At 69.3% G+C, this 14303-nt stretch carries 1 protein-coding gene (only partly in view); it reads right to left on the reverse strand.

Going from position 1 to position 14303, the window contains the following annotated elements; all coding sequences use genetic code 11:
• Positions 1–13945 carry the 5' portion of a non-ribosomal peptide synthase/polyketide synthase gene (locus AB0H49_RS27585; RefSeq protein WP_357255608.1) on the reverse strand. Its footprint begins 23141 nt before the window's first position, so only the first 13945 of its 37086 coding nucleotides appear in the window; the start codon lies at positions 13943–13945; its stop codon lies off the left edge, out of view.
• Between the last annotated feature and the right edge of the window lie 358 nt (positions 13946–14303).

Here is a 14303-nt window from a genome sequence, read left to right on the forward strand (position 1 = left end):
CCGAGGCCGCCTCGAAGGTCAACGCCACCTGGAACAGCGGGTGGTGCGCCTGCGAACGCGCCGGGCTCAGTACGTCCACCAACCGCTCGAACGGCACGTCGGCGTTGGCGAAGGCCGCCAGATCCGTGCGCCGCACCTGCTCGAGCAGATCGCTGAACTTTCCGCCCAGGTCGATCTCGTTGCGCAACACCAGCGTGTTGACGAACATGCCGACCAAGTCGTCCAGGGCACGCTCGCCGCGACCGGCGATCGGGGTGCCGATCGCGATATCGGTGCTGTTGGACAGCCGTGCCGCCCAAGTCGCCAATGCGGCGTGCACGACCATGAACAACGTCACGCCGTGCGCGCGCGCCACATCCTCGAGCGCGCGGTGCAGCTCGGCGTCCACCGAGAAGGCGTGCAGCCCACCGGTGTTCGACGCGATTTCCGGGCGCGGCCGATCCGCGGGCAACTCGATCTGATCCGGCAGATCGCGCAGCTGCTCGGTCCAGTAGGCGATCTGCTTGGCCGCCACCGACTCCGCGTCGTCCTCGGAGCCGAGGACCTCGCGCTGCCACAGCGCGTAGTCGGCGTACTGCACGTCGAGCGGCGCCCAGCCGGGCGCTTCCCCGCCGGCGCGCTCGGTGTAGGCCACCACCACGTCACGCAGCAGCGGACGCAGCGAGAAGCCGTCGGCGCTGATGTGGTGCATGACCAGCACCACGACATGGCTGCGTTCATCGACTGTGAGCAGGTAGGCCCGGAACGGGATCTCGCTGGTCACGTCGAAGTGCACGCTCGCCAGTTCGACAATGCGCGAAGGCAGTTCGGTGCTCGGCACCCACTCCGCGGACAGGTCGAAGCGCACCTCGTCGGCGGGCACGACGCGCTGGTAGCCCGCGCCCTCCACCTCCGGGTAGATGGTGCGCAGCGCCTCGTGGCGGGCGATCACGTCGCGGATCGCGGCCTGCAGCGCGACGGCGTCGAGCTTCCCGGTCAACCGGATGGCGACCGGGATGTTGTTCACCGCGGTGCGGTTGTCGAAGCGGTTGAGGAACCACATCCGCTGCTGTGCGAGCGAGAGCGGCACCAGCTCCGGCCTTGGCTGCGCGACCAGCGGCGCCTTCGCGCCCGTACCGGTGGCCGATTCCACCTTGGCGGCCAGCGCGGCGACGGTGGACGCCTCGAACAGGGTGCGCAGCGGGATCTGGGTGTCCAGCGCCTCGCCGAGCCGGGCCGCCACCTGGGTGGCGACCAGCGAGTTGCCGCCGAGACCGAAGAAGTCGTCGTCCAGGCCGACGCGTTCGATGCCGAGCACGTCGGCGAACGCGCTGGCCACGATCTGCTGCACCGGGGTGACCGGCGCCTGGAAGACCTTGGCCTCGAACGTCGGCTCCGGCAGCGCCTTGCGGTCCAGCTTGCCCGAGGTGTTCAGCGGGAACGCGTCGAGCACCACGAAGGCGGCGGGCACCATGTAGGCGGGCAGCTGCGTGGCGAGCGCGGACTTGACGCGCTCGATGTCGATGGCCGTGCCCGGCTTGGCGATGAGGTAGGCCACCAGCTGATCGCCGGTGCGCTCGTCGGTGCGCACCACCACGACCGACTGCGAGACCTCGTCCAGCGCGGTCAGCGCGCCCTCGATCTCGCCGAGCTCGATGCGCAGACCGCGCAGCTTCACCTGGAAGTCGGTGCGGCCCAAGTACTCCAGCTCACCGGCGGGCGTCCAGGCCACCAAGTCGCCGGTGCGGTACATGCGCACGCCGTTGCCGAACGGGTCGGCGACGAAGCGCTCGGTGGTCAGGTCGGGGCGGGTGACGTAGCCGTACGCCAGCTGCGCGCCCGCCAGGTACAGCTCGCCGGGGACGCCGACCGGAACCGGCCGCAGGCGCGAATCCAGCACGTACACCTGGGTGTTGAACACCGGGGCGCCGATCGGCACCGTGACGGTGTCGGCGTCGGTGACCTCGTGGAAGGTCACCTCGACGCCGGCCTCGGTCGGGCCGTACAGGTTGTGCAGGCGCGCGCCGGTCAGCTCGCGCAGGCGCTGCGCGGTGACCGAGGGCAGGCCCTCGCCGGAGGCGAAGACGTTGCGCAGACCGGTGCATTCGGCCGCGCGCGGCTCGACGACGAACAGCGACATCATCGACGGCACGAAGTGCGCCGTGGTGATCTGCTCCTCGATGATCAGCTGGGCGAGGTAGGCCGGGTCGCGGTGGCCGTCCGGCTTGGCGATCACCAAGCGGGCGCCGACCTGCAAGGGCCAGAAGAACTCCCACACCGACACGTCGAACGTGGCCGGGGTCTTCTGCAGGACCACGTCGTCGGCGGCGAGGCCGTACTGCGCGTGACCCCACACCAGGCGGTTGATGATCGCGGCGTGCGAGACCGCGACACCCTTCGGGCGACCGGTCGAACCCGACGTGAAGATCACGTACGCGGTATTGCCGGTGCGCAGCGGCCGGTGCCGGTCCGCGTCGGTGAGCGGCTCGTCGGAGTACGCCGACAGATCCAGCTCGTCGATGCGCACCTGGCGCGCGAGCGCGACACCGAGGTCCGCGCCGGAGGTCAGCACGCAGACGGGGCGCGCCGTGTCGAGGATGTGCTCGATGCGCTCGGTCGGGTTGTCCGGGTCCAGCGGCACGTACGCGCCACCGGCCGCGGACACCGCGTACATGCCGACAAGCAGGTCGAGCGAGCGGCGCATACCAAGGGCCACATACGATTCCGGGCCGACGCCGTTCTGCTTGAGCCAGCGCGCAAGCCGGTGCACCCGGCTCGCGAACTCGGCGTAGGACAGACTCGTCCCCTCGAACGTGAGCGCGGTCGCGTCCGGGGTGCGCGCGACCTGCGCCTCGAACAGCGCGACCAGCGTCGCGGCGTCGTCGTCGCCCACCGGCGAGGCCAGTGCCGCGTCCACCGCGAATTCGGTGTCGTTCCACTGCTTCAGCACCAGCGCGCGCTCGGCGGCGTCGAGCAGCTCGATGTCGCCGATCGCGGTGGACGGCGCTGCGGCGATTCCGCGCAGCACGCGAAGGAAGCGAGCGCCGAAGGAATCCGCGAAGGCGGAATCGAAAAGGTCGGTGGCGTAGACGAGTTCGGCGTCCATCTCGGACTCGCCGTCCGGGATCTCGCTCAGCGTGAGCTGCATGTCGAACTTGGCCGTCGGCTGATCGATGCCCAGTTCGGACACGGTCAGGCCCGGCAGCTCCAGCGAGGTGCGGCCGATGTTCTGGAACGTGAGCATCACCTGGAACAGCGGATGCCGCGCCTGCGAACGGGCCGGGTTGAGCACCTCGACCAGCCGCTCGAACGGCACGTCCGCGTGCGCGAACGCCTGCAGGTCGCGCTCGCGGACCTGGGCGAGCAGGTCGGTGAACGAGGCGGTGGTGTCGATCTGGGTGCGCAGCACCAGGGTGTTGACGAACATGCCGACGAGGTCGTCGAGCGCCTGCTCGCCGCGGCCCGCCACCGGGATGCCGATGGCGATGTCGTCGGCGCCGGACAGGCGCGAGAGCAGCGTCGCGAAGGCGCTGTGCACCACCATGAACAGCGTGGTGCCGTGCGTGTGCGCGACCCGGTTCAGCTCGTCGATCAGCTCGCCGGGCACCCGGAAGCGGTGCGTACCGGCCTGATAGGAGGCCACGGTCGGGCGCGGCTTGCCGGGCAGGCGCAACTCGTCGGGCAGATCGGCGAGCGCCGTACGCCAGTAGTCGAGCTGCTCGGAGATGAGCGAGGTGGGATCGTCCTCGTCGCCGAGGGTTTCGTGCTGCCAGAGCGCGAAATCGACGTACTGGACGGCCAGCGGCGGCCAGCCCGGTTCGGAGTTCGACGTGCGCGCCACGTAGGCGGTCATCAGGTCGCGCACCAGCGGCCGCATGGAGAAGCCGTCGGCGGCGATGTGGTGCACCACGACCGCGAGCACGTAATCGCGCTCGCCCAGTTCGTAGATGCGCAGCCGCACCGGCGGCTCGGCGGTGACGTCGAAGCCGCGGTTGACGAATTCGTAGAGCGCGCCGTACATCTCGGTCTGGTCGACCTCGACGACGTCCAGCTCCGGAATGGCGCGGATGGACGGAAGCACCCGCTGGTACGGGACGCCCTCGTGCGACGGGTAGACGGTGCGCAGCGACTCGTGCCGCGCGATCACGTCGCCGAGCGCGCCGCGCAGCGCGCTCAGATCGAGCAGACCGCGCAGCCGGACGGCGGCCGGGATGTTGTAGGTGCCCGCCGCCGCGCCCGGCTCGGTGCCGAGATCGAAGCGGTTGAGGAACCACATCCGCTGCTGCGCCAGCGACAGCGGCGGGTGCTCGGGACGGGTCCGCGCGCTGAGCGCTTGGCGCACACCGGTTCCCGCGTGCGATTCGACGCGGGCCGCCAGTGCGGCGACCGTGGGCGCCTCGAACAGCGTGCGCACGCCGACCTCGGCGTCCAGCGCCTTGCTCAGCCGGGCCGCGACCTGGGTCGCGACCAGCGAGTTGCCGCCGAGTTCGAAGAAGTCGTCGTCCACGCCGACGCGGTCGACGCCGAGCAGGTCGGCGAAGATGTCCGCGACGATCTCCTCGATCGGGGTGGACGGCGCGCGGAAGCTCTTGGCCTCGAAGACCGGCGCGGGCAGCGCCTTACGGTCCAGCTTGCCGCTGGCGTTGAGCGGGAAGGCGTCCAGCACGACCAGCGCCGCGGGCACCATGTACCCGGGCAGCGCCGCGGCGAGGCCGGACTTGACCGCAGTGCTGTCCACGACGGAATCCGGTTCGGCGACAACGTAACCCACCAGCTGATCACCGGCGTGCGGATCGGTGCGCACCACGACCACCGACTGTGCGACACCCGGCTGCGCCAGCAGCGCCGCCTCGATCTCGCCCAGCTCGATACGCAGACCACGCAGCTTCACCTGGAAGTCGGTGCGGCCCAGATACTCCAGCTCGCCCTGCTTGGTCCAGGCGACCAAGTCACCCGTGCGGTACATACGCGAACCAGCGGCGCCGTAAGGGTTGGCGACGAAGCGATCCGAGGTCAGGTCGCTGCGGCTCAGGTAGCCCAACGCCAGCTGATCGCCCGCCAGATACAGCTCACCCGCGACACCCGGCGCCACCGGGTGCAAACGCGAATCCAGCACGAAAACCCTGGTGTTCCACACCGGACGGCCGATCGGCACCGACACCACGTCGGCGTCCACGACCTCGTGGTAGGTCACGTCGACCGCGGCCTCGGTCGGGCCGTACAGGTTGTGCAGACGCGCACCGGTCAGCTCACGCAGACGCTGCGCGGTCGGCGCGGGCAGCGCCTCACCGGAGGCGAACACCTGACGCAGGCGCGGCGCGGGCACGGTCGCGGCGTCGCCGTTCTCGTTGCCCAGCGTGGAGACGAACACCGACAGCATCGACGGCACGAAATGCGCCGTGGTGATGCCCTGTTCGGCGATGATCTGCGCGAGGTACACCGGGTCGCGGTGGCCGTCCGGCTTCGCGACGACCAGGCGAGCGCCGGTCTGCAAGGGCCAGAAGAACTCCCACACCGACACGTCGAAGGTGGCGGGAGTCTTCTGCAGCACGGCGTCGTCGGCGCCGATCGGGTACTCGTGCTGCATCCACAGCAGGCGGTTCACGATCGCGGCATGGCTGACCGCCACGCCCTTCGGCCGACCGGTCGAACCGGAGGTGAAGATGACGTAGGCGGTGTTGCCCGGACGCAGCGGGCGCACCCGCTCGGCGTCGGTGATCGGCGCACCGGAGGTCTGCGCCGAGCTCGGCAGGTCCTCGACGTATCGGGCGTCGACCGCGCCGTCGGTGACGAACCCGTCGCGGCGGGTGGTCAGCAGCAGGCTGGGCCGCGCGGTGTCGAGGATGTGACCGATGCGGTCGGCGGGCTGATCGGGGTCCAGCGGCACGTAGGCCGCGCCCGTCTGCAGCACCGCGTACATGGCGACGACCAGCTCGGTCGAACGCCGCATGGCAAGCGCCACCAGCGATTCCGGGCCGACGCCGGAGGCGATCAGCTCCCTGGCGATGCGGTTGGCGCGCTCCTGGAGCTCGCGATAGGTGAGCTGTTCGTCCTCGTAGACCAGCGCCATGGCGTCCGGGCTCGCCGCCGCCTGCGCGTCGAACAGCGAGACCAGCGTCTCGGTGGGCACCGCGTGGTCAGTGTCGTTCCAGTCGACGAGCACCTGCGCGTGCTCCTCGGGCGCGAGCAGATCGATGTCGCCGATCGGCACGTCCGGGTTCGCGATGACGGCCGCCAGGATGCGGTCCAGGCGACGCGCGAAGGCGGCCACCGTCGACTCGTCGAAAAGGTCGAGCGCGTAGGAGAATTCGGCCGACATGCCCGCGGCCTCGCCCAGCTCGTCCTGGGTCTCCTGCAGGGTCAGCTGCAGGTCGAACTTGGCCAGGCGGGCGTCGTAGTCGATGCCGTTGACCGAGAGGCCCGGCAGCTGCAGGGTGGCCTGCTTGGTGTTCTGGAAGGCCAGCATCACTTGGAACAGTGGGTGCCGCGCCTGCGAGCGGGCGGGGTTGAGCACCTCGACCAGCCGCTCGAACGGCACGTCGGAATGCGCGAACGCCTGCAGGTCGGTTTCCCTGGCCCGGTCGAGCAGTTCGGCGAAGGTGCCCGCGCCATCCACCTCGGTGCGCAGCACGAGGGTGTTGACGAACATGCCGATCAGGTCGTCGAGGGCGGCCTCACCGCGACCCGCGACCGGCGTGCCGATGGCGATGTCGGAGGTGCCGCTGGCCCGCGCGAGCAGCACCGCGAGGGCGCTGTGCATGACCATGAACAGCGAGGCGTTGTAGCGGCGGCCCAATTCCACAAGGGCGCGCTGGGTTTCGCCGGAGATCACGAACGCGTAGGTGCCGCCCTGGTAGGAGGCGACCGCGGGACGCGGATGATCGGACGGCAGCACCAACTCGTCGGGCAGGTCGGCGAGTTCGCGCGTCCAGTAGCTGATCTGGCTGGAGATCAGCGAACGCGGGTCGTCCTCGGAGCCCAGGATCTCGCGCTGCCAGAGCGCGTAATCGGCGTACTGGACCGGCAATTCGGCCCAGGTCGGCGCCTCCCACGTGGTGCGCGCCGCGTACGCGACGATGACGTCGCGCGACAGCGGCCCCATCGACCAGCCGTCGGCGGAGATGTGGTGCACCACCATGCCGAGCACGTACTCGGTCTCGCTGATCTCGAAAAGCCGTGCGTGCAGCGGTACTTCGCTGGTCACGTCGAAGGCCATGGTGGCCAGGTCGATCAGGTGCTCGAGCAGGGTCTCCTCGGTCACCCGGTACGGGGTGAGGTCCGGCACGATCTGCGCCGCGTCGAGGACCACCTGCACCGGGCCGCTCCCGGTCTCCGGGAAGACGGTGCGCAGCGACTCGTGCCGGTCGATCACGTCGATGACCGCGACCTGCAGCGCGGCCACGTCCAGCTCACCGGAGAGACGGATGGCAACCGGAATGTTGTTGACCGCCGAGGAGGTGTCGAAGCGGTTCAGGAACCACATGCGCTGCTGAGCGAGCGACAGCGGCACCTCTTCGGGCCGCTCGCGCGCGACCAGCGCCTTGCGCGCGCCGTCGCCCGCCTGCGATTCCACGCGGGCGGCGAGTGCGGCGACGGTGGGCGCCTCGAAGAGCATGCGCACCGGGACGCGGGTGTCCAGTGCGATGCCGACACGGGAGGCGACCTGGGTAGCGATCAGCGAGTTGCCGCCGAGGTCGAAGAAGTCGTCGTCGACGCCGACGCGGGGCAGGTCGAGCACATCGGCGAAGACCTGGGCGACGATCTCCTCGATCGGCGTTGCAGGAGCGCGGAATTCGCGCACCTCGAACACCGGCGCGGGCAGCGCGCGGCGGTCCAGCTTGCCGTTGACGGTCAGCGGGATCGCGTCGAGCGCCATGAACGCCGAGGGCACCATGTAGGCGGGCAGCCGGTCCGAGGCGGCGCGGCGGACGTCGTCGAGGTCGAGCTCGATACCGGGTTCGGCGACGACATAGGCGACGATGCGCTGGCCGCCGGGCTGGTCCTCGCGCACGATGACCGCGGACTGGGCGATACCGGGCTGTTCGAGGACGGCGGCTTCGATCTCGCCGAGTTCGATGCGGAAACCACGCACCTTCACCTGGTCGTCGGCGCGACCCAGGTACTCGAGTTCACCGAAGCGGTTCCAGCGCGCGAGGTCGCCGGAGCGGTACAGGCGCGAGCCCGCGCTGGCGGCATCGGCGAGGGGGTTGGCCACGAAGCGGGTCGTGGTGAGGTCGGGGCGGCCGAGGTAGCCGCGCGCCAATTGCGGTCCGGCGACGTACATTTCGCCGACCACGCCGACCGGGACCGGCTGGAGCCGGTTGTCCAGGACGTAGACGCTCAGGCCGGAGATGGCGCGACCGACGATGCTGCCGGAGGCGGCCTCGATGGTCGCGGCGTCCAGCGCACGGTAGGACACGTGCACCGTGGTCTCGGTGATGCCGTACATGTTGACCAGCACCGGTGAGGAATCGCCATGCCGGGCGACCCAATCCGACAAACGACGCAGCTCGAGGGCTTCACCGCCGAAGACCACGTAGCGCAGCGACAGCGGCGGCGCGGCGGGTCCCGCGGCACGGTCGGCCTCGGCGAGCTGGTAGAACGCCGAGGGCGTCTGGTTGAGGACGGTCACGCGCTCGTCGCGCAGCAGTTCCAGGAACTGCTCCGGAGACCGCGAGGTGAAGTAGTCGACAACGACCACCGTGCCGCCGAACAGCAGCGGACCCCACAACTCCCACACCGAGAAGTCGAACGCATACGAGTGGAACAACGTCCACACATCATCCGGACCGAAACCGAAATCACGATCGGTATTCGCGAACAACCGCACCACGTTCCGATGCGCGACCGCCACACCCTTCGGACGGCCCGTCGAACCCGACGTGTAGATCACGTAGGCGACGTTGTCGGGGTTCAGCGGCGCGGAGCGGTCCGCGTCGGTGATCGGCGTATCGGCGAAACCGTGTGCGGCGGTGGCGAATTCGTCCAGGACCACGGTGGGCAGGTCGTCCGGAACGGCCACGTCCACCGAGGCGTCGATGACGACGCTGGTCGGACGCGAATCCGCGAGCACGTAGGCGATACGGTCGGCCGGATAGGTCGGGTCGACCGGCACGTAACCCGCACCGGTCTTCACCACGGCGAGCAGCGCGACGACGAGTTCGATCGAGCGCGGCAGGATCACCGCGACCAGCGACTCCGGGCCCGCGCCGTCGGCGATCAGCCTGCGCGCCAAGACATTCGCGCGCTTGTCGAGCTCGGCGTAGGTCAGCGACTCCGCGCCGAACCGCGCGGCGACGTGCTCGGGGTAGGCGGCGACCGCCTGGTCGAACAGCGCGACCAGGGTGGTTTCGGGGTCGGCGAAACGCCCGGTGCCGCCGTCCGTGCCGGAGGACACCCAGTCGCGCGACACCGCGAGCCGCTCGTCGGCGGCGAGAACATCGATTTCGCCGACGACGACCGCCGGATCGGCGACGACGCTGCGCAGGATGCGCACGAAGCGCTCGGCGAAGGAGGCCACCGTCTCGGTGTCGAACATGTCGGTGGCGAACTGCACCGCCGCCGTCATGCCCTCGGGCTCGCCGTTGCCGCCGCGCTCCTCGGTGATGGTCCACTGCAGGTCGAACTTGGCGATGTCGACCTCGAGCTCGGTGGCGGTCACCGAAAGCCCGGGTAGTTCGAGCGCGCCGTGCGCCATCTCCTGGAAGGAGAGCATCACCTGGAACAGCGGGTGCCGCGCCTGCGAGCGAGTCGGGTTGAGCACATCGACGAGCCGCTCGAACGGCACGTCGGCGTAGGCGAACGCCGCGAGGTCGGTTTCCCTTGTGCGGGCGAGGAAGTCGGCGAAGGACACGCCGCTGTCCACGTCGGAGCGCAGCACCAGCGTGTTGACGAACATGCCGATCAGGTCGTCGAGCGCCTGCTCGCCGCGGCCCGCGATCGGGGTGCCGATCGCGATGTCGCTGGTGCCCGACAGGCGACCGAGCAGCACCGCGAGCGAGGCGTGCACGACCATGAAGAGGCTGACGCCCTGCGCGCGCGCCAATCCCGCAAGGGCGGTGTGCAATTCGGCGTCGATGTCGAAGCGCACCGTGCTGCCGCGGAAGCTCTGCACGGGCGGACGCGGCCGGTCGGTGGGCAGGTCCAGCTGGTCGGGAAGACCGCCGAGCTGGCGTCGCCAGTAGGCGATCTCACGGGCAGCCATCGAACCCGGATCGGCTTCCGAGCCGAGCAGTTCGCGTTGCCAGATGCTGTAGTCCTGGTACTGCACCGGCAGCGGCGACCACGCGGGCGCCTCACCGGCGGCCCGCGCCAGATACGCGGTGGCCACGTCCCGCGAAAGCGGGCCGAAGGAGAAACCGTCGGCCGCGATGTGATGCACCACGAACGCGACAGCGTGATCGGGCGTTCCGTTGGTCGACCCGCCGGTCACCTGGTAGATCCGCACCCGGATCGGCAGCTCGCGCGCCACGTCGAAGCCCGTGCTGGCGAATTCGGTGAGCACACCGGACAACTCGGATTCGTCGATGGCCTGCACCGAGATCGCCAAGTTGATCTCGTCGTCCGGCACGACCTGCTGGTAGCCGCCGTCACCGGACTCCGGGAACACGGTGCGCAGCGACTCCTGCCGCGCCATCACATCGTTGAGCGCCGCCTCGAGCGCCGGGATGTCGACATGTCCGCGCAACCGCACCACGAACGGCAAGTTGTAAGTCGGCGCCGACGGATCGAACTGGTTGATGAACCACATCCGCTGCTGCGCCAACGACAGCGGCACGCGGGCGGGCAGCTGCTGAGCCACCAGCGGCGGACGCGAACCCTCGCCCGGCCCCGCGGTCTCCGCGCGCGCGGCAAGACCGGCCACCGTCGGCGTCTCGAACAACGCGCGCACCCCGAGCTGGATGCCGAACGCCGCACCGATCCGCGACACCACCTGGGTCGCGACCAGCGAGTTACCACCCAGATCGAAGAAGTTGTCGTCGATACCGATCTGCTGCTGGCTCAGCACATCGGCGAAGATCCCGGCCACGATCTGCTCGGCCTGCGTGCGCGGCGCGCGATAACCGGCGTCCGCGGCGAACACCGGCTCCGGCAACGCCTTTCGATCCAGCTTGCCGGAAGTGTTGAGCGGGAACGCCTCCAACACCATCACCGACGCGGGCACCATGTAGCTGGGCAACTGCTCGGAGGCGAAGCGCGTCAGCTCCGCCGGATCGATCGAATGACCCGGCGCGGGAACCACATACGCCACCAACTGCTGACCGGTCGCGGTATCGACCACCAGCACCGCGGACTGGCTCACCGCCGGGTGCGCCAGCGTCACCGTCTCGATCTCGCCGAGCTCGATCCGCTGACCGCGGAACTTCACCTGGAAGTCGGTACGACCGATGTACTCCAACGTGCCCGCGGGGCTCCACCGCACTAGGTCGCCGGTGCGGTACATGCGCTCACCGTTCGTGCCGAACGGGTTGGCCACGAAGCGATCCGAGGTCAGGTCGGGGCGACCGCGATAACCGCGGGCCAGCTGACGCCCGCCCAGGTACAACTCACCGGGGGCGCCGATCGCGGCCGGACGCAACCGCGAATCCAGCACGTAGACCTCGACGTTCCACTCCGGGATGCCGATCGGCACCGTCACCGTGTCGGCGGCGGTGGCCTCCCAGTAGGTCACCGAGACCGCGGCCTCGGTGGGTCCGTACAGGTTGTGCAGGCCAGCGGAGGTGATCGCGCGGAAGCCCGCGGCGGTCTCCGGCGGCAGCGCCTCGCCGATCACGAACACCGCGCGCAGCGTCGCGCACTGCTCGGCGGTGGCGTGCGCGACGAACACCGTCAGCATCGAAGGCACGAAGTCGGTGACCGTCACGCCGTGGCGCTGGATCATCTGCGCCACGTACAACGGGTCGCGGTGCCCGTCCGGGGCGGCGACGACCAGCTTCGCGCCGACCATCAACGGCAGGAAGTAGCCCCACAGCGACACGTCGAAGGTGGTCGCGGTCTTCTGCAAGTAGACGTCGGCGGCGGTGAGCCGGTACTCGTCCAGCATCCACAGCTGCTGGTTGACGATCGCGTGATGGGTGACCGCCACACCCTTCGGGCGACCCGTGGAACCCGAGGTGTAGATGACGTAGGCGGTGTTGGCCGGGCGCAGCGGCGCCAACCGGTCCGCGTCGGTGACCGGCGCGTCGGAGAACTCCGACACATCCAGGGTGTCGATCTCGACTCGCCGCACCGTTTCCGGCAGTTCCAGGTCGTCGTGCGAGAGCGTCAGCACGCACACCGGATCGGCGGATTCGAGGATGTAGGCGGTGCGATCGGCCGGATGATCCGGATCGATCGGCACATACGCGCCACCGGCCTTGAGCACCGCGTGCATGCCGATGACCAGCTCCAGCGAACGCCGCATACCCAAAGCCACCAGCGACTCCGGGCCCACGCCGTCGGCGATGAGGAACCGCGCCAGCCGGTTGACCCGCGCGCCGAACTCGGCGTAGGTCAGCGTTTCACCCTCGAAATCGAGGGCGATGTTGTCCGGAGTCAGCGGGATCTGGGCGTCCAGCAACGCCGCCAAGGTGGTCTCGGGAACGTCCTGTTCGGCGTCGTTCCACTCCACCAGCGTGGTCTCGCGCTCGGCTTCGGTGGTGACCGGCAGCTCCCAGACGCGCGCGTCGGCGTCGGCGGCCAGGAACCGGTCGAAGAACTCCAGGAACCGGCCGTGGTGGGCGCGCGCCTCGTCGGCGGTGTAGAGATTCGGGTTGGTCTCGAAGTCGATGTGCGAGCTGGTGCCCGACTGATAGAAATTGACGCCCAGGTCGTCGATGCTGCCGGTGGACAGCACGTGCATCCGACCGGCCATCGGGCCGAGCATCATCTCGCTGGTGAACAGCATGATGTTGACCCACGGGCCGAAGAACTGCGTGGCCACCATGCCGTCACCGGCCGCGTCGCGACGGATGTCCTCGTGCCGGTAGCGCTGGTGCCGCAGCGCGCCGGACACCTCGATCTGCACCGACTTCAGCAACTCGGCGACGGTCGTGTCGTGCCCGACGCGCAGCCGCAGCGGCACGATGTTGGAGGCCACACCGCCGGAACGACGCATGGTCGCGGTGGTGCGCGCGGTCACCGGCAGGCTGAGGATCACGTCCTCGGCGCCGGTCAGCTGGGCGAGGTAGGTCGCGAAACCGGCGATGAGCAGACCGGCGGGCGAGTTGTCGTGACGGGCGACGGCCTCGGCGAGCAGCGCGTCCTGATCCGGCGACAGCGCGGCGCTGGAGATCCCGTTGACCGGCGCGGGCGGGGCCGAACGACCGGCCAGACTGGAGCCCTCTTCGAGCCCGGCGACCCGCTCGGCCCAGTGCTGCTTGTCGGCCTGGAAGCGGGAGCTGTCGCGGTAGGCGATCTCCGACTCGTAGAGCGTCTTCAGGTCGGCGGCCTTGGCCGGTTTCGGCTCTTCGCCGTTGACCGCGGCCGTGTAGTGCGCGGCGATCCGGGACATGAAGGTGATCGCGCCGAAGCCGTCGAGCACGATGTGGTGCGCGCGCGAATACCAGAACCAGCGCTTGTCCTCGAGCCGCAGGGCGGCGGCGCGGACCAGGCGGTCGCCGACGATGTTCAGCGGGCGGCTGTACTCGGCGCGCATCCACTCGGCGGCCGCGGCCTCCGGGTCCTCGGCATCGCGCAGGTCGACGTACTCCAGCGTGGCGTCCTGCGTGGGGTCGACGGTCTGGAACGGCTGACCGTCGAGCTCGACGACCTTCAGGAAGCCGGAGCCGAGCTCCAGCGCGGCCTCGCGGCTGGCCCGCTCCAGCGCGGCGAGATCGAGCTCACCCCGCAGGTCGACATATTGTGCGATATTGATCGGCACCTGCGGATCGACGTGCTGGGCATACCAGATGCCCAGCTGTGCGGGCGACAGCGGGAAGAATTCGCCACCAGCTTCGCCGTTCCCGCCGAAATCCAGCCGGTCCAACCGTAACCTCGCTTCCGGAACACCACGCAAGCGCTCCCCGACGACACCCGGACAGGACGCACACCTTTCACAGCGTGGCGCCTGCGTCCCCGGGTTCAGTTCTCGTATCAATCAAGCTAAAAAAGTTCACTGGCACTATCTGTCCAGTGGGCCGATCTTGTTACATGGGACCGACCACTACCCACCGACCGGCCGAGCCGGGACATTTGTCGCTGATCACCGGAACAATCTACCCGCGCCTACCCTCAGCGACCAACCAAGATCCATAGCGGTGGAACATCACCGCTGGCAGGGCGTTCGGGTCGAGTTTGCTGAATTCGGTGTAGCGGTTCTCACAGCGAGATGGCTCACGCCACGA

Source organism: Nocardia sp. NPDC050713 (genome assembly GCF_040654315.1).
Lineage (GTDB): Bacteria > Actinomycetota > Actinomycetes > Mycobacteriales > Mycobacteriaceae > Nocardia.